18 protein-coding genes are annotated in these 17342 nt (G+C 62.3%); 6 read left to right on the top strand and 12 right to left on the bottom strand.

Annotated elements, in window-relative coordinates:
• Positions 1-14: 14 nt before the first annotated feature.
• From PQR02_RS28690 to PQR02_RS28665, 6 genes are all read right to left on the bottom strand, one after another.
• Positions 15-944, bottom strand: a complete 930-nt coding sequence (locus tag PQR02_RS28690; RefSeq protein ID WP_408239398.1) for an ABC transporter permease — start codon at positions 942-944, stop codon at positions 15-17.
• Positions 944-1846 (bottom strand): ABC transporter permease, encoded by a 903-nt coding sequence (locus PQR02_RS28685; protein WP_408239395.1) that lies wholly within the window; start codon positions 1844-1846, stop codon positions 944-946. Before PQR02_RS28685 ends, PQR02_RS28690 begins: the two co-directional genes overlap by 1 nt.
• Positions 1843-2922, bottom strand: coding sequence for an ABC transporter ATP-binding protein (locus tag PQR02_RS28680; protein ID WP_408239392.1), 1080 nt, complete (start codon positions 2920-2922; stop codon positions 1843-1845). Before PQR02_RS28680 ends, PQR02_RS28685 begins: the two co-directional genes overlap by 4 nt.
• Before the next feature lie 95 nt (positions 2923-3017).
• Positions 3018-4187 carry an extracellular solute-binding protein gene (locus tag PQR02_RS28675; protein ID WP_408239389.1) on the bottom strand — a complete coding sequence of 390 codons (1170 nt, stop codon included), beginning with the start codon at positions 4185-4187 and terminating at the stop codon, positions 3018-3020.
• Positions 4188-4458: 271 nt separating this feature from the next.
• A complete protein-coding gene (locus PQR02_RS28670; protein ID WP_408239386.1) occupies positions 4459-5397 on the bottom strand; it encodes an SMP-30/gluconolactonase/LRE family protein in 939 nt (312 codons plus the stop codon).
• A gap of 37 nt (positions 5398-5434) precedes the next feature.
• The gene (locus PQR02_RS28665; RefSeq protein ID WP_408239383.1) at positions 5435-6370 is read right to left on the bottom strand and encodes a dihydrodipicolinate synthase family protein; all 936 of its coding nucleotides are present in this window, start codon (positions 6368-6370) and stop codon (positions 5435-5437) included.
• 560 nt (positions 6371-6930) lie between these two features.
• Here PQR02_RS28665 and PQR02_RS28660 point away from each other — a divergent pair.
• The gene (locus PQR02_RS28660; RefSeq protein WP_408239457.1) at positions 6931-7635 is read left to right on the top strand and encodes a helix-turn-helix transcriptional regulator; all 705 of its coding nucleotides are present in this window, start codon (positions 6931-6933) and stop codon (positions 7633-7635) included.
• Here PQR02_RS28660 and PQR02_RS28655 read toward each other — a convergent pair.
• Positions 7619-7936 carry a helix-turn-helix domain-containing protein gene (locus tag PQR02_RS28655; RefSeq protein ID WP_149671056.1) on the bottom strand — a complete coding sequence of 106 codons (318 nt, stop codon included), beginning with the start codon at positions 7934-7936 and terminating at the stop codon, positions 7619-7621. The two genes, PQR02_RS28660 and PQR02_RS28655, sit on opposite strands and share 17 nt — an antisense overlap.
• A gap of 153 nt (positions 7937-8089) precedes the next feature.
• On the opposite strand from PQR02_RS28655, the gene PQR02_RS28650 reads away from it, so the two are divergent.
• Entirely contained in the window at positions 8090-8683 is a 594-nt protein-coding gene (locus tag PQR02_RS28650) for an acyl-homoserine-lactone synthase (RefSeq protein ID WP_408239379.1), read from the top strand.
• Positions 8684-8738: 55 nt separating this feature from the next.
• On the opposite strand, the gene PQR02_RS28645 is transcribed toward PQR02_RS28650, so the two are convergent.
• Complete coding sequence (locus tag PQR02_RS28645; RefSeq protein WP_408239454.1) at positions 8739-9428, bottom strand: FadR/GntR family transcriptional regulator; 690 nt, start codon at positions 9426-9428, stop codon at positions 8739-8741.
• A gap of 287 nt (positions 9429-9715) precedes the next feature.
• On the opposite strand from PQR02_RS28645, the gene PQR02_RS28640 reads away from it, so the two are divergent.
• The 3 genes from PQR02_RS28640 to PQR02_RS28630 all read left to right on the top strand — a co-directional run bounded on the left by PQR02_RS28640 (position 9716) and on the right by PQR02_RS28630 (position 12702).
• On the top strand, positions 9716-10183 hold the full coding sequence (locus PQR02_RS28640; RefSeq protein WP_408239376.1) for a universal stress protein: 468 nt from the start codon (positions 9716-9718) through the stop codon (positions 10181-10183).
• Between the two features lie 364 nt (positions 10184-10547).
• Positions 10548-11204, top strand: coding sequence for a helix-turn-helix domain-containing protein (locus PQR02_RS28635; protein WP_408239373.1), 657 nt, complete (start codon positions 10548-10550; stop codon positions 11202-11204).
• 136 nt (positions 11205-11340) lie between these two features.
• Positions 11341-12702: an SUMF1/EgtB/PvdO family nonheme iron enzyme gene (locus tag PQR02_RS28630; protein ID WP_408239370.1), complete on the top strand. Its 1362-nt coding sequence runs from the start codon at positions 11341-11343 to the stop codon at positions 12700-12702.
• A gap of 117 nt (positions 12703-12819) precedes the next feature.
• On the opposite strand, the gene PQR02_RS28625 is transcribed toward PQR02_RS28630, so the two are convergent.
• Positions 12820-13110, bottom strand: a complete 291-nt coding sequence (locus PQR02_RS28625; protein ID WP_408239367.1) for a hypothetical protein — start codon at positions 13108-13110, stop codon at positions 12820-12822.
• A 248-nt stretch (positions 13111-13358) separates the two neighbouring features.
• Here PQR02_RS28625 and PQR02_RS28620 point away from each other — a divergent pair, with 248 nt between their 5' ends.
• On the top strand, positions 13359-13532 hold the full coding sequence (locus PQR02_RS28620) for a hypothetical protein (protein WP_408239364.1): 174 nt from the start codon (positions 13359-13361) through the stop codon (positions 13530-13532).
• Between the two features lie 336 nt (positions 13533-13868).
• Here the strand turns inward: PQR02_RS28620 and PQR02_RS28615 are convergent, their stop codons facing one another.
• Genes PQR02_RS28615 through PQR02_RS28605 form a run of 3 tightly spaced genes read right to left on the bottom strand, consistent with a single transcriptional unit; the run spans position 13869 to position 17333 of the window.
• Positions 13869-14870 (bottom strand): response regulator, encoded by a 1002-nt coding sequence (locus PQR02_RS28615; protein ID WP_408239361.1) that lies wholly within the window; start codon positions 14868-14870, stop codon positions 13869-13871.
• Positions 14870-15991, bottom strand: coding sequence for an ATP-binding protein (locus PQR02_RS28610; protein ID WP_408239358.1), 1122 nt, complete (start codon positions 15989-15991; stop codon positions 14870-14872). Before PQR02_RS28610 ends, PQR02_RS28615 begins: the two co-directional genes overlap by 1 nt.
• A gap of 7 nt (positions 15992-15998) precedes the next feature.
• A complete protein-coding gene (locus PQR02_RS28605) occupies positions 15999-17333 on the bottom strand; it encodes a sensor histidine kinase (RefSeq protein ID WP_408239355.1) in 1335 nt (444 codons plus the stop codon).
• Between the last annotated feature and the right edge of the window lie 9 nt (positions 17334-17342).

Below are 17342 nucleotides of genomic sequence, written 5' to 3'. Positions count from 1 at the left end.
TCGTCGGACGTGCGTCAGCGCTTCTGCTCCTTCACGCGCGACACGATCTGCGTCGGGCTCACGAATTGCAGCGCGATCAGCACCCAGATCAGCGTGATCGCCATGTAGATCATCGCCATCGCATCGATCGATTGCGGAGCGCGCACGCCGGTTGAAAATACAGCGTAGTACAACGCGACCACCAGCGTTTGCGTAGCGGGCCCCGCCGTGAAGAAAGTCAGTTCGAACATGCCGATGGTGCGCACCAGCACCAGCAACCCGGCCGCAAGCATGCCGGGCACCAGCAGAGGCAGCAGCACATAGCGGAAATAGCGGAACGTGTTGGCGCCGAAAATGCGGGCGGCCGCTTCGAGATTGGGATCGATCTGCTCAATGAACGGCGTCATCACGAGGATCACGAACGGCAGCGCCGGCACCAGATTCGCGAGGATCACGCCGCTCAGCGTGCCCGCCAGCCCGACCTTGTACATGACGGTCGCCATCGGAATGCCGTAGGTGACGGGCGGCACCATCAACGGCAGCAGGAAGATCAGCATCGCGATGCGCTTGCCGCGAAATTGCACGCGCGCGAGCGCATACGCCGCCGGCACGCCGAGCAGCACCGACAGCAGCACGACCGCGCCGACCACTTCGACGGTCACCCACAGCACGCTCGCGAGCTGGAAATCGCTCCATGCCTGCGCGTACCAGTGCAGCGTGAAGCCTTGCGGCAACAAGGTGCCGAACCAGCGCGTCGCTACCGAATTGACCGCGACGGTGGCAATCAGCAGCACCACGTTGAGCAGGAAGAACACCATCACGGCCCATACCAGCACACGCCACACGCGGCCCGGCAAACCGGCGCGCTGGGTCTCGCGCTTGACGGGTTCGCGCGCGCCGTCGCCCTGATCTTTCGAAGCGGCCGCGGACCACGCGGGCTGCGCCGCACGACGCTCGCTCGTCATCAGCCTTTGCCTCCGGTTGCCGGACCGCTGTAGAAGAAGCGGCGCGCGCCCAGCAGCGCGGCCACCACCAGCAATTGCACGAAGCCCATCACCATCGCGATCGCGGAGGCGAGCGAATAGTCATAGCTTTCGAACGCGGCTTCGGCCGCGGCGATCGACATCACGCGCGTCGGACCGGCGGGCGCGCCGAGCAGCACCGCCGATGGAAACACCGAGAACGCCTGCACGAACGACAGGCACGCCGCCATCGTGAGCCCCGGCACCAGCAGCGGCAAATAGATGCGGCGAAACTGCTGCCACGGACTCGCGCCGAGCGTCGCCGCCGCGCTCGCGAGCGTCGGGTCGATGCCAGTCACGTACGACAGCGTCAGCAGAAACGCGAACGGAAAGCCCGACACGATCAACGAGATCAGCACGCCCCAGAAGTTATGCGTGAGGCGCACTTCGCGCGTGTACAGATGCAAGCCCTGCAACGCTTGCGGAAACCAGCCGTTGGGGCCGAAGTAGGTCAGCATACCGTCGGCGATCAGCACCGTGCCGAGCGTCACGGGAATCACCAGCAGCGTCGTGACGATCTTCTGATAACGCGAATAGCGGCGCAGCGCGAACGCCACCGGCACCGACACGCCGACGTTGATCAGCGTCGCGGGCACCGCGAGCTTCAGGGTGACGAGAATCGTCGGCCACATCGACGTCTCGGTGAAGAACGTCAGATAGTTGGCCCACAGGCCGCCGCCGTTCATCGGCCGGAACGACAGCGCGAGACCGTACGCGAACGGATAGATGAACGTCGCGGCGATGAACAACAGCGCCGGCGCGACCAGCCACGCCTTGGCGTCGCGCGGCACGAGCGGCGGCGAGGTGGGCGGCAAAGCGGGCGGCGACAGCGTGGGCGTGCTCATGCGGCCTCGGCGTCGTAGACGAGCACGCGCGACGGCGGCACGCGCAGACTGATGCGCTCGCCCTGCGTGAATTCGCCGACGCTGCGCGCCCACACGCTGCCGAAGGCGGTCTGCACGCGCAGCAGCGAATCGTGGCCGCCGTATTCGACGGCGTCCACCAGCGCGTCGAACGCGTTGTCCGCGCCTGGCGCGGTGCGCTCCATGTCCTCTGGACGCAGCGCGACGCTCACGCGTTTGCTGTTAAAGCCCGCCATCGGCGTGCCGATCAGACGCACGCCGTTCGCGCTCACCGCCACGCCTTCGCCCTCGGTGCCTTCGAGCGTGAATTCGGCCACGTTCCGATAACCCATGAAACGCGCGACATGCAGATTGCGCGGCCGCGTGTAGACCTCTTTGGGCGACGCGACCTGCTGCACCACGCCCTCTCTCATCACGACGATGCGGTCCGCCATCGATAGCGCTTCGTCCTGATCGTGCGTCACGTAAAGCGTCGCGCGTTCGAGCTGGCTATGGATGCGGCGAATCTCCGCGCGCATTTCGATGCGCAGCTTGGTGTCGAGATTGGATAACGGCTCGTCCATCAGAATCAGCGGCGGCTCGATCACGATCGCGCGCGCAATCGCCACGCGCTGTTGCTGACCGCCGGACAGCTGGCCGGGCAGCTTGTGCTCATGACCGACCAGTTGCACGAGCTGCAACGCTTCGAGCACACGCCGCTTTGCTTCGCTTCTGCCGATGCCGCGCATCTTCAGGCCGAAGCCGACGTTATCGAGCACGCTCATATGCGGAAACAGCGCGTAGTTCTGAAACACCATGCCGAAGCCGCGCTTTTCCGGCGGCAGCACGTCGATGCGTTTGTCGTCGAGCCAGATGCCGCCGCCGCTCAATGGCTGCAAGCCGGCGATGCAATTGAGCGCCGTCGATTTGCCGCAACCAGAAGGCCCGAGCAATGCGATGAACTCGCCGCGCTGGATCGTCAGATCGAGTTCCTGCAGCGCCGCAATCGCGTGGCCTTGCGCATTCGTGAAACTGCGGCTCACCGAATCGAGCCGCAACTGTTCAAAGTGATGCTTCATGGCGGTTTCCTGATACGCGCGACGCGTCGACGTGGCTGGCGCCCTGTCGACGTGTCACGCGTGAATCGCGACGGCATGCATGGCTGATGCGCGGGCTATTTGGTCTTCTGTGCGCCGACCTCGGTGTCCCACTTCCTGAAAGCCGCGACCATCGCGGCCGCATTCAACGGCAATGCATGCGGACGATCGGCCAGCAGCTTCGCGTATTCCGGGCGGCCGTACTTCTTCAACACGTCCTGGCTGCGCGCGGGCGCCTGCTCGACGCTCACGCCCTTGATCGCCGGGCCGGGATAGAAATAGCCGTCGTCATAGGTCATGGCCTGCTGCGCCGGTTCGAGCATGAAGTTCATCATCTTGTAGAGCACGTCGAGCTTTTCCTTCGGCACGCCCTTCGGAATCACCATGAAGTGAGCGTCGTTCACCCACGTCATGTTGTCGAATGCCTGCACGCGGAATTCGGCCGGCACGATGCCGAGCGCACGCGGATTGATGTCCCAGCCCGTCACCGTCACGGTCATGTCGCGCGTGCCCTCGCCGAGTTCCTTCATCACCGCCGACGTGCCGCCAGGATAATAAGGAATGCAATCGTTCAGCTGCTTCAGGAAAGCCCACGTCTTGTCCCAGCCGTTAATCGGGTCCTGCGGATCCTTGTCGCCGAGCACATAGGGAAGGCCCATCAGGAACGTGCGGCCCGGACCGGAGTTCGCCGGCCGTGCGTAGATCAGCTTGTCCGGATGCGCCTTGCACCATTGCAGCAGCTGCTCGGGCGTTTTGGGCGGATCGCTGACCTTGGCGGGGTTGAATTCGAGCAGCGGCCCGGCCGGCATATACGCGACTTCGAGACCGTAGCCTTGCGCGAGGTCCTGCATCTTGCGCGGACCCGGCGCGTATTTGTCGAGCACACCGGGGAACTGCGCCGCGTTGTCGGGCAGCAGCTTGATCCACAGATTCTGTTCGATGCCGGCAGCCAGCGCGTCCGTGCCGGTCAGCACGAGGTCGATGTCGGAGCGGCCCGCGGCCTGCATCGCCTTGATCTTGCCTGGCAACTGCGGCGCGGGTGCGTTCGTGAAGGTGAGATTGGCGACGAGGTTCGGATACTTCGCCTTGAAGGCCTCGAAGCCCTTTTGCGTGAGTTGGAGATCGCCGGCCACGTCGACGATATTGATGGTGACCGGATCGGCCGCGTGCGCGGCGGATGCGAAAGCGGCGCTTGCCGCGAGACATACTGACACCAGCTTGAGCGACAACCTGCTTGAAACAGTCATTGCGTCTCCTCGCTTCTTGGTATGGAAGTCCGCCTGTCAGATGCGTTGCGGGCGGTGTCTCTCTACCCAACGGAACATAGCGAAGCGGAACAGCCGATGTCAAGCAAATACTCTCGACGGCAACCGGCTCGAAGAATCGCTCGCTTTTTGCGGGGAATCCGTGTCGTGCAATGGTTGACGCGCTATAGCCAAGGGCAAACCCGGAGCCTCTGCCGAGTCCGCCTCACGCGTTGTCAGGCAAGCTGCGAATGCGTTGAGCCGGCGCGTGCGATCAGCCGCCCTGCATGCCCTGCGTGTTCACGTACAGCGAATACAGGCCGTGGCTCGCCGCCATGAACAGCCGATTGCGATGACGTCCGCCGAAGCACACGTTTGCGCAGCGCTCCGGCAACGCGATGTGGCCAAGCGGCTCGCCTTGCGCGGTGAATACGCGCACGCCGTCGAGTTCGTCGGTGCCCATGCCCCAGCCGCACCACAAGTTGCCGTGCACGTCGACGCGAAAGCCGTCGGGCGTGCCTGGGCCCGCGTCGATCAGCACGCGATTGTTCGACAGCGCCGCGCCATTGCCGACGACATCGAACGCGCGAATCTTGCGCGGCTCGCCGCGCGATTCGACGATGTACAGCACCGACTCGTCCGGCGAAAATGCGAGGCCGTTTGGGCCGAGCACGCCGTCGGCAACCAGCGACACGTCGCCCGATTGCCCGTCGATGCGATACACGCACGCCGGCAGTTCCGACTCCTGCCGCTCGCCTTCGTAGAAACCGTCGATACCGAAGGTGGGGTCGGTGAACCAGATCGAGCCGTCCGATTTCACGATCACGTCGTTCGGCGAATTGAAACGCTTGCCGTGATAACGGTCGGCGAGCACGGTGATCGAACCGTCGTATTCGGTGCGCGTCACGCGGCGCGTGAGGTGCTCGCAACTGACGAGGCGGCCCTGGCGGTCGCGCGTATGGCCGTTGGCATTGTTCGATGACTGCCGGAACACGCTGACCGCGCCGCTCGGTTCGTCCCAGCGCAGGATGCGGTCGTTGGGGATGTCGCTCCACAGCAGATAGCGGCCGTCGCCGAACCAGACCGGCCCTTCCGACCAGCGCGTGCCCTGATACAGACACTCGACGGAAGCGGAGGCGAGGATCAGCGACCTGAAGCGCGGATCGAATGTGCGGATGGAGGGGTCGGGATAGCGTCGGCTGTTGTCTGTCATGCTGGTGCTTTGCGCCCTGTGCTTTGGGTTGGGAAACTTACGCGTTGGTGTGCGCGAACTCGCGCTCGTGCACGAGCAGCGCTCGCGCGGCCTGGCCGATCTTCGCATGATGTTCGGGCGGCGTCGAACTGAGCAGCGGCAAAAGCGGGCCCATGCCGACGATCCGCGTGAAGCTGATCGCGTCGTGCAGTACGCGGATCAGCGAGATTTCGTCGCGCAGGGTCTCGAGCGGCATGAACGCGCCGTACAGACGTTGCGCGGTCTCGCGATCGCCACTTTTGGCCGCTTGCAGCAAGGCCATTACCATGCGCGGCGCGATGCAACCTGAGCCCGTGGTCCATGCCGCGAGGCCGAACTCGCGCAGATGCACGAGCGCCGGCCGCTCGCCCATGCCCGACACGACCTGGCCGGCCGGTACGTGCTGCAGCAGCTGACGCAGATACGGATCGTCCGCGGGGTTGTCGCGCACCATCGCATATTTGACGGCGAGCAGCGTGCCTCGCTCGATCAGTCGCGCGAGCGCGTCCACATCCACGTAGTTTTCACTCTTGATGTACAGCGTCAGCGGCATGCCCGCCGTGTCGGCGATGCGCGTGAGCCCCGCTTCGACGCCCTCTGAAGTCGTGAAGCCGCCGAGCGGCAGCACCATGGCCGTCCGATACCGGGTTTGCGCGAGGATGCGCGACTGATCGAGCATCTTCCCGTAGTCGGGACCGATGGCCGGGATCACGCGCGTGTCGGGGCCCGCCGCGTCGGCCAGCAAGTCCAGCAAATCGCGGTATTCACTCACCGCGATGTGATAGAGGTTCGCATTGCCGCCGTAGAGCAGCGTGCGCACGCCCCCGGCTTCAATATGGCGGATTAGCGCGCGATTTTCGGCGGGGTCGAGCGTATAGTCGGCGCGTCGCGCCAACGGCGGCACCGCCATGACCGACGCGTCGAACTCGCCACTGTGGAGCGGGGATTCGTTCATGTCGCGTCAAGCCTCGCGCGGGATGGGGCATTTACGGTAGCATCGGCTTTGCAATGTTGTCAAACAACTTGAACCCCGACCAGCGCGGCCATGGTCCACGCAATTCGCGGAGATAGCGACCTGCGGAGCGATTGTTCTATACGACAATAGACCCCAGGCGCGGTGCCGGACGTTGTCACATTGTGGGCAGCTCCGGGCGATCTGGCCAATTAGCACGGTCCTGTCCGACAATCGGCTATAGCGGTTAATTAAAATTGATCGATGATAATGTTGCCCACTGACAGGCAGCAAAATGACTGCCGCAAGAGAATTACAATTCATGACCCGCAAACTTAATCGGGCTAAAAAGCGGATTCGAATAGCGAAGTATTGATTTGCTGGTGGCACTCCCGCCCCGGCGCTCTATATGGGAGCGCCGCGCGGCGCTGTGAAATAAATTTTAGTGTTAGATTGTGAACATAAAAGCAGCGGCACCCCATGTGCCGTGCCGCAATTAACCGCAACGGGATAGTTGCGAGCCCGAGAGAGTTAAGAAATTGTCGCTACATTTTATCGAGCAGATGGCACCGCTGATGGACGCCGCCGATGAGGCGCAATGGTTCGGTGCAATCGCAAGTCTCGCCGAAACATGGGGCTTCGACAGGCTTTTGGTCGCCGTGTTACCGCGCCCCACCATGCGCCTGGAAGATGCATACATACGCAGCACTTACGCGGCGGCATGGCGCCAGACATACGACAAAGAGGGGCTGGCTCATATCGACCCGACCGTTGCGCATTGCATGACGCGCGCCGCACCGCTGATCTGGTCGCCGGGCATTTTCGCGACCACCGCGCAGCAAGCCATGTACGAGGAAGCCTGCTCTTACGGATTGCGCGCCGGGGTAACGGTACCGATTCATGGTCCGAACCAGGAAGCCGGCATGATGTGCTTCGTCAATGACAGCAGTTCGATCGACGATTTTCAGCGCCACGTCAACGCGGCACTGCCGAATCTGGTGTTATTGCGCGACCTGGTGATTGACACCAGCCAGCGCCATCTGGAGACACACGCTCAGACCTTATTGCCCAAGCTCACGCCGCGCGAACGCGAGTGCCTCAAATGGACCGCACGCGGCAAATCCACCTGGGAAATATCCCATATCCTGAACTGTTCGGAAGCCGTAGTGAACTTCCATATGAAAAACATCAGGACGAAATTCGGTGTGAATTCGCGGCGTGCGGCCGCCGTGATTGCGGCACAACTCGGGCTTATTGACCCGGGTTGAGCAATGCAGCGGCGTCGCGGCTGTACAGCACCCGCTCGGCGCGGCCCAGATCGGCGTCGGAAACGGTCTTGGTGAAGTACAGGCCCAGCAGGATCGACACCGGCGCCGGAATCTCGGCACCCGATTCAAACCGGCTGCCGCGCGACTGCGTAACGCCAAAACGTGCCCAGAAGCGGCGCTGACTCTCTTTTTTCTTCTTGCGGTAAGCAATGATCAGTACACGATCCACCGCCGAAGAAACCTCCGCGGGACGCGCCTGAAGACCGGTTTGCGGTTGCCAGTGATTTTCGAGAAGTTCCATTTGGATGCCCTGTCGGTTGAGTGCGGATACGTGTCTCGAATTCTGCGATACCCGATAAGCATGCACACCTATCCAGGTAGGTAGGTGGCGGAGCAATTCAAAATGCATAAGTTTTCCAGCGTATTGGTATCCCAACACGTTCAGGAGAACACCGTGCAAACAGCCATCCAGATCGGAATGCGGCAGGAATTTGACAACGGAGCGATCAACGACATGTACCGCCTGCGGGCTCGGGTGTTTCACGGGCGGCTCGGATGGGACATCCCGACCATCGCGGGCATGGAAATCGACGGGTACGACGCCCTCGGGCCACACTACATGCTGATTCGCGGGGATGAAGGGCAGTTACGCGGCTGTTGGCGCCTGATGCCGACTGAAGGACCCAATATGCTGAAGGACACCTTTCCCCAGCTGCTGCACGGTGCGCAGGCGCCGGTCGGGCGGGAGATCTGGGAGTTGAGCCGGTTTGCCATCGAAACCGGTGGTGAAGAACAGTCGTTCGGCTTCACGGACCTGACGATCCAGGCCATCCAGGAGGTCATGAAATTCGCGCAGCGCATGGGCATCACGCGCTACGTCACCGTGACCACCACGCCGATCGAACGGCTGCTGCGCAGAACCGGCATCGACATTAGCCGGCTCGGGGCGCCGCTTCAGATCGGCGTCGAGCGGGCGGTCGCGCTGAATGTCGCGGTGAGTCCCAAGACGCTCACGGCCCTGTTCGGGCCGATCGCGGTCGCAGCCTAGCCTGCACGCGCAGTGGCGGCTTTCCGATGACCCGGTTGAACCGAGGCGTGGAAACTCAGGAACCGAACATCCGCTCGAGCGCATTCTCCAGGTGCGCGCGCATCGCCGCCGCAGCGCCTTGGGCGTCCTTGCAGCGAATCGCGTCGAGCACCGCCATATGCTCGGCCTGTACGAGCCGCTGCCGCTCCACCGTCTTGACGAGCGACAGATTGCGCGACAGGTTCATGCTGAACAGGATCTGCTCCTCGATGAACGACATGACCGTAATGAAAAACGGGTTCTTCGACGCGCGCGCCACCGCCAGATGGAACATGAAATCGTCTTGCGCGCCGATGCCCCGCGTTTCGATGACGCGCTCCAGTTCATCCCAGGCATGCTGAATCGCGGCGATGTCGTCGGAATCGGCTTTGAGCGCCGCCTGCCCGGCCGCACCGGCCTCGGTGATGATGCGAAACTCATAGCAACGCCGAATATCGGACAGCGTTTCCAGCGGCGCGAAGCGGCGCACGTCCGGATCGGGCCGCCGCGCGACCGTGGTGCCCGAGCCATGCCGGGTCGTGATGATGCCGTCCGCCCGCAGGCGCGCCAACGCTTCGCGCACAGTCGGCCGAGACGTCGCGAAGCGTTCGGCCAGCGCGTGTTCGGTCGGCAAGCGCTCGCCTTCCTTGTACTCGCCTTCAAGAATGCGATTGAGGATGTCGCCGTAGATCTTCTCGGGCAAGCCCGTGGTTTTGCGCTCGGTCATCAGCGGGGCTGAAGCAGCTTGTCTGAGTATGGCCTGATTGTAAGGCCAACCTCGCCTTGCACTCGTTGGCGAATATGCGTTCCGGCTGATGTGAAGCGCGCCGGCGCCCGCCTTGGCGAGCCGCGCCGCCCAAGCGTCGCCGCCGAAAATTTGACAAGTATTTGATTTACATCCTGGTCGAGTGCATCTTTTTCGGCAATCATCTAAGCTTCGTTGGTATAAAAGATCAATGAGCCTCGCCGTGATGAACGGCTGCGGCATACGGACTTTTCAGACGCGGAGCCGATATGTACACACGCATCCTTGTAGCGGTTGACGGCAGCAATACTTCCCGCCGTGCATTCGAAGCAGCGCTCGACCTCGCCAAATCCAACGGCGCTCTTTTACGGCCCTTCTACGTCGTCGAGAACACGCCGATGTACTTCGAAGCGCCAGGCTACGACCCGTCCATACTGCGCAACCGTCTGATCGAAGAAGGCAAGGAACTGCGCGCCGAATTCGCCAGGACCATGGCCGAACAAGGCGTGCAGGGAGAACCCGCCGTCAGCGAGGCGTCGTCGCTCGGCGACGTGTCGGAGATCGTGCTGCAGGCCGCCGCCGAATTCAATGCCGATCTGCTGGTCATGGGCACGCACGGCCGACGCGGTTTTCAGCGGCTGATCCTCGGCAGCGTCGCCGAGCGCTGCGTGCGCCAGGCGAGCCTGCCCGTGCTGCTGATTCCATCCGCCGCCGGTCAGGACAAGGAACCGGCCTGATCCGGCGGCGGCTCGATGTGAACCTGTCGATTTACGCCTGTCATTCGCCATGTCGAGCGGCAGTGCAGTGCACCGCCGTTCACGAGATGCATAGCAGTCCATAACCCGATGTCACCCGCGAGCGCGCGACATCGCTCAAGATCCCCCGCCGGCACAACGCGTCAGTTTGTCGCCGAACGCCGGGTACGGCGGGTGGGACAATCCGCCAGTACTCCGACATTCGCCTGCAGAACATGCTCAATTCTTCCGCTGTTACGCGCTCCACCGGCACTGACACTGCCGCCGCAAGTATGCGCGCGGCCGCCGCCGCGCGGCTCCGGTGCGGGCAACCGCGCGCACCACGGCGCGCTGCTCGAGCTGTTCGATGCGGCAGCTCTGCATGCCACAAGGCCTGTCGTCCGATGAACTCTCGAAACTGGAAACGCTCATCTGCTCGGCGCGCTCAGTTCAGCGCGGCGAAGCGCTGTACCGCAGCGGCGACCGTTTCGACAGCATTTACGCCGTGCGCTCCGGCTCGATGAAAACCTTGATGGCGCACCGCGACGGCCGCGAGCAGGTGACAGGACTACGCCTCGCCGGCGAAGCGCTCGGCCTCGACGGCATCAGCGAGGACGTGCATGCATGCAGCGCGGTCGCCCTCGAAGACAGTACCGTCTGCATCGTCCCCTACGGCGCGCTCAAGCGGCTGTGCCGCGAAATCAGCTCGATGCAGGAGCGCATGCATAAACTGCTCGGCGCGCAGATCGTTCGCGAGGCCGCGCAGATGATGATGCTCGGCTCGCTCTCCGCGGACGAACGGGTCGCGTCGTTTCTGCTGGACGTGTCGGAGCGCAACGCGCAGCGCGGCTACTCTTCGGCGGAATTCAATCTGCGCATGACGCGCGAGGACATGGGCAGCTACCTCGGCATGACGCTCGAAACCGTCAGCCGCACCCTGTCAAAATTTCAAAAGCGCGGCCTGATCGACACACAAGGCAAGCACATCCGGATCGTCGATCTGCCGGGGCTGCGGCAGGTCTGAGCCGCCTGCCGGGGCTGGCCGGCGCTTGCCGTGCCACGACACCCCAACTTCTGCCGACGCGCTTGCGTCTTGGCATGGCTTCTGCGAGCGGGTACAGTCTTTCAGTCCGTCCCCCGCCGCAAGGAGACCCAGCGAAATGAATCGCGACCCCGCCCCACATCATCCGCTCGTGCAGCGTCTGATCGATGCGCGCCAGGTCACTGACGCACTGTTTGCGATCGTCAAACCCGAATTCCTGTATGAGCGGCCAATCCGCGAACGTCACCGGATCGTGTTCTACATCGGCCATCTGGAAGCGTTCGATCGCAATCTGTTCGATCAACGCGTGTGCGAGTTGCCGGCGTTCAGTCCGGAACTCGACCAGCTATTTGCGTTTGGCATCGACCCCGTCGACGGCGGCTTTCCGACCGATCAACGTGATGACTGGCCGTCGCTCGACACTGTGCGGGAATACGCGTCGCGCGCGCGCGCGCAGATCGACCGCGCGCTCCACGGTTTAGCGGACGCCGCGCAGTTTCGCCGCGACGGCGCGCAGGCCGGCGTCGCCGCGCAGTTGCTGAACGTCGCGATCGAGCATCGGTTGATGCATGCTGAAACGCTCGCGTACATGCTCCACCAGTTGCCGCTTGCACAGAAGGTCACCGAATTGCGCGAGGAGGTGGCGACGCGGCCCGAACGCGGGGACGCGTTGTCGTCGATGGTCAGCGTGCCGGCCGGCGCGACCGTGCTCGGCATGTCGCGCGATGCGGGGCATTTCGGTTGGGACAACGAATTTGGCGAAGTGCGTATCGATGTGCCCGCGTTCAAGATTGATCGCTACATGGTGACGAACGGCGCGTTTCGCGAGTTCATGGAGGCCGGTGGCTATCGTGAACCGAAGTGGTGGTCGGAGAAGGACTGGGCGTGGAAAGAGGCCGAGCATATCGCACATCCGGCTTGCTGGTCGCGGCGCGACGCAGCGGCAGGCAGCGCGGCAAACGCGGATCACGCATGGCTGCTGCGCACGATGTTCGATGACGTGCCGCTGCCACTGGACTGGCCTGCTTACGTGAGTCATGCCGAAGCCAGTGCGTATGCACGCTGGGCCGGCAAGACCTTACCCACCGAGGCGCAATGGCAACGTGGGGCACATGGCGTACCGCACGCCGAGTCGGGCAATTTCGATTTCCGCAGTTGGGATCCAAAGCCGGTCGACGCGTATCCGGACAACGTCAGCGCGTTCGGCGTGGAAGGCCAGTTCGGCAATGGGTGGGAGTGGACCTCGACGCTATTCGACGCGTTGCCCGGCTTCGAAGCGTTTCCGTTTTATGCCGGCTATTCGGCCAATTTTTTCGATGGGCAACACTACGTGCTCAAAGGCGGTTCGGCGCGCACCGCGGAGTGCATGCTGCGACCTGCTTTCCGGAACTGGTTTCAGCCGCATTATCAGTATGTGTATGCGGGGTTTCGGTGCGTGTCGCTGTCGGAGATTGAGGTAGAAAGCGAGTCAAAAAAGTGAAGCGAGTAAAACCGAGGCCGGCGCGTTAAAGCATAAGGCCAGGGGCGAACAAAAGTGTCGCGAGCGAGAGCGGCAGCAGCGCGAGCCGCTTGCGCCCAACGACGGTGAAAAAGGCCGCTAGCGCAGTCGAATCATTTCCTTCGCCGCAGCACGGATCTGATCCTGTTCCGAGCGGCACGCCAGCTTGGACGGCTTCGTGTTCGGGTGTTCGGCCCGACTGACGGTATGCCCGATTAATAGGCCAAAATCGTAGGCCCGCTCGAGAGTTCGCTCGACACTGGAGATCCGAACGAGTTGGACGTCCGTAGTAACCTTTCCCGACTCCACGAAGGAGCGGATTCCAAGCTCCTCGCTGGCGATGGCAGCCAGCGGATTCCAGCCCCCCTCCCTCTTCACTGCTTCAGTCATCTCGACCTCCGGACGTGCGGCCATTCGTCCCGCAGGCGCGCCGGCGTACACGTCTGGATGGGCGGCGGCGGGATGGGCTCGCGAGCGTGAACCCACACCGTGCGCGCCGAAAGTCCGCGTAGAAAAGCGCAATGAAATAGGGTCCGGATTGGTCTTTGTCCGCGAGCCTAAAGTGACAGCAACGGTGAACGCACAGCAAGGACGGCGGGCGACTGCGTAGGCGGGCACTCGACTTCGAGCAGTTATAGATGACGTCAAGGCGCATAACCGAAAACTGCGAGATCTCATCGCGGCTGGCAAGGCCCAAGTCTTCGCAGATCATCTCGCATGAACTGCCGCTCGATAAAGCGCCGGAAAGCTACCAGCACTTCGACGAACGTAAGAAAGGCTGCACAAAGGTCGTGCTGAACCCTGCCGCCTGAGTGAAATACGGCCGTCGCGCATCGAAGCGCGAGAGTCTTCATTTATTGAAACGCTTATACTACCTGGTGGTCGCAACGCGCGTATTCACCTTGATAGGCGGTGCGTCGTCATCGAACGGCAACGTCCTGTCTGAGCGAAACCGCCGGCCGAATGGCTGCGAGGCTGAAAGTGGGAACGACGGCTCATGGCCGGGTATACGCGTTCGACACCCTCACCGTAAGCCGCCGCTCGAAAACATTCACCCTGCGTGGGTGGCTATAAAGCGGCCACGCCAAGGTATATCCCAGAGTTGCATCCGCATGGACGAACAACGCCACTCCCATCCGCGGCAGCGCTTAGAACTGCTCGATCCATGTCGCCAGACGATCGGCAGGAAACTCCGTTCTATATTGAGTGGGCCGGAATGCGACTGAATCACCTTCACGTACCGGCTCGAGCGCTAAGTCATTCGCGTCCAGCCAAAGCAGGCTCGCCAACCAAACAGCGTGCCGGGTCGACACGGCCTGGTTAGCCGGCTCCCCCAGAAATTCGGCGAGTGCAGCAACCTCGTCCCAGACCAGAGCATCGGCTTCGCGCCGGACCCTGATGCCAACTTCCTCTAATGTTTCCGCGATCGCCGCCACCACGTCGCCAGCGCTCGAACCCACCCGTCGGTTACGCAACTCCCCAAGCTTCGCCGCCACCATGTTGCCAAAACTCCCGCCCCGGCTGCTCTCGGCCGCGATCAGATCAGAGTAGTCCAGCAACAGCCAGTCCGGCTCCGCACTTTGCACATCGGCGAGTACTGCTGCGGACAGGTAGGTCTCCACCGGCTGGAAGCGCTCGGGCCCGATCAGCGTGGAACTCAACGTGCGAATCAGACCGATCCGCGTGGCGAGAGTCTGTTTTTGCAGCACGCCCAGTTTCTCACGCAGCAACTGGTCACGCTCCTTGCGCAGGTCGGCCAGTTCGAGCGCCTGTTTCAGTTCCATGCGCAACGCTGCAATATCCCACGGCTTTTTGATGTAGCGGTGAATATGACCAAGGTTGACGGCAGCGACGGTCTGGTCGAGTTCCGAATAGGCGGTAGTCAATATTCGCACGACATGTGGATAGTGCTCGCTTGCATAGCGGAGCAATTCATTGCCGAACTCGCCCGGCATGCGCTGGTCGGAGACCAAGACCCCCACCTTGTCACCATGTGCGTCCAGGAGCGCCTTGCCCTCTTCCACCGAGCCGCCAGTCAGAACCGGTGCCAGGCTTCCGATGGCACGCTGGAAGTACTTCACGGCCGTGGCCTCGTCATCGACGAAGATGATCGCCGCCGAGGATTCCTGTGTGGCTTTCGCTTCGTTCATCAACAACTCCCGTACGTTTGACCTTTGATATGGGGGAAATCCAGCATGACGGTGGTGCCCACCCCCGGCGTGGACTCGATCTGTAGTCCGCCGCCACAGGACTGCATGACGCGGTGGCATAGAACCAGGCCCAGGCCGTTCCCACCGGATTTAGCGTGCGTTGTAATGGGGTCCGTCAACAGGCGGGCTTTTATCTCAGGCGGAATTCCTGGGCCGTTATCGCAGATGCGGATGGCGGGGCTGGGTTCCGCTATTACGGTAAAGCGCACCGACGGAGAGGGCACATCCGCAAGCGCGCGTAGCGCGTTGGACAATAGCGAAGAGAGCACGAGTGCCACGCAATTGGCTTGCGTCACCACGGGAAAGTCGACAATGATCTCGACGTGTACCCACGACCGCTGCGCCGCCGCGAACGGATAGGTATCGAGCAAAGCGGTGATCAGTCCGTGCGCCGTGATCTCACTGCGGACATTCCCCCCCGCCAGCTTCCGGTGCCCATTGTGGACCGATCGCCGGAAGGACGAGACCACCGCTATGCAATACTGCGCGCGCTCACGCATCGATCTGGCGGCTTCAGTGATCTCCACCGGCAAATCGTGCTTTACGTCGCCGCGATTTTCGATGCTGCTCGCGTTCAAGGTGATGGCAGCGAGTGGCGTGTTCAGTTCGTGCGCGAGAAAGGCCAACGTTTCATCGATTGCCATCAACTGCTGATTCTGTGTGGCGCGTTCGCGATAACGCTCGATCGCCATTTGCAGCGTCTCGCGCACGGAAGCCGGCCTAAGCGGCTTTTCGAGGATGCGGAACACCTCACCGCTGTTCACCGTCTGCAGCAGCACGCCTATGTCGGCGTAAGCAGTGACCAGAATGCGAACGATATGCGGGTATTGCTGCGCCACTTGTCGCAGCAGGTCGCCACCATCGCGGCCTGGCATACGGAAATCCGTGATCAGCACGGCAACGCGATCGCTATCCTGTTGCAGGGTAGCGATCGCCTCGTCACTGCTTTGGGCGAGCAGGATTTCATACTCCGCACCGACCGCGCGGGCGAAATATTTCCGCGCCAACTCTTCGTCGTCGACGTAGAGAATAGTGGGCTGAGTCTGTCTGATGTCATTCATTGCGTTCTCATGGGGCCCGCGACAGATCAAAGCTGAATGCTGCCCAACCGCCCAGTTCGCTCTCGGCGTACAGCAGGCCGCCGTGGCGCTCGATGACGGCATAACTGATCGACAGACCCAGGCCCAAGCCCTGTCCCACGTCGCGGGTGGTAAAGAACGGCTCGAACACGCGCGCAAGATACTCATCCGCAATGCCTGGCCCGTTGTCCCGTACCGTCACATGCAGGCGTTCCCCCGACCACTTCACCGAGATGTGAATCGCCGGCCCGGAGGTGCCCGCGTTGCGCATGGCTAACACGGAGTTGGAGAGCAGGTTGATCAACACGCCGATGATGGCGGCTTCGTCGCCCTGCACCAGCGTATCCGCGGGGAGCTCACGCGTAACGGCGACGCCACGCAATTCATGGGCGATGAGCCGGATCGCCGAATCGAGTGCCTTTTCGAACAGGAAGGGAGTGCCCGCCTCCACCTCGGCGCCGGGCTTGCGGTAGGCGAAGGTCTTCAGGTCCGACACGATGTGCTGGATCCGCTGCATGCCGTGCCTCGCGTCGACAAGACATTCCTGCAACGCCGCTTCCGTTTTTGCCACCGGCTCCTCCAACGCGACTTCGATCGCCATCAGGCAAAAATTCACGGGGTTATTGATTTCATGCAACAAGCCCGCCGCAAGCGTACCGACCGCCGCCATTTTTTCCTGCTGTAGCAGTTGGCCCTTGATGTCGAGCAGCTTGCGGTTGATCGCCTCAAGCTCGGCATTTTTCTCGGATACTTCTGCCTTCAGGCGAAACAGCATGAAACGCACCCGCTCGTTGAAGAAGGTGTAGACAGCGCTAGCGGCAGCGGCAAACAGAAGGAGCAGTACGTTGACGGTCATCGTGCCGATCGGCGCCCCGCCATGTGGAGGCAGCAGGCAGGCCAGCAGGTACAGGCAGCAGGACAACACGCCGAAAACCAGGTTCTGCCATAAGCCGAACGGTAAAGCAATGCCGGAAGCGAAGATGGCGAGATTCAGACCCATGTAGTATGGCGACTGAACACCATCGGTCTGCCAGATCATCCATGAAATCATGGCCTGCGGCAGCAGCAGCCAGGACAGTGTCAACCATGGGGTCAAGCGTCGCCCCAACGCGCTGCCCAGCATTAGCACGATGCCACCAATCAGCAGTGAGACGAGCAGACGCGCAACTGCGAACGACGTCTGCAGGTGCGGATACTGCGCGTAATCCAGCCCCACCCCGAGCAGGACGAGCACAATGGCCGTGTAGGCACCGCCGCGGCTGAACGTTACGCGGAAATCCGCGAGTTCAGTTTGATAGCCGGTCTGCAGTTGACTGGTACTCATGGATGGGGT

The sequence above is a fragment of the Paraburkholderia sediminicola genome, assembly GCF_046026895.1.
GTDB classification, from domain to species: domain Bacteria; phylum Pseudomonadota; class Gammaproteobacteria; order Burkholderiales; family Burkholderiaceae; genus Paraburkholderia; species Paraburkholderia sediminicola_C.
The sequence above is the reverse complement of the archived record's forward strand: the minus strand, read 5'-3'. Positions and strand labels throughout refer to the sequence as shown.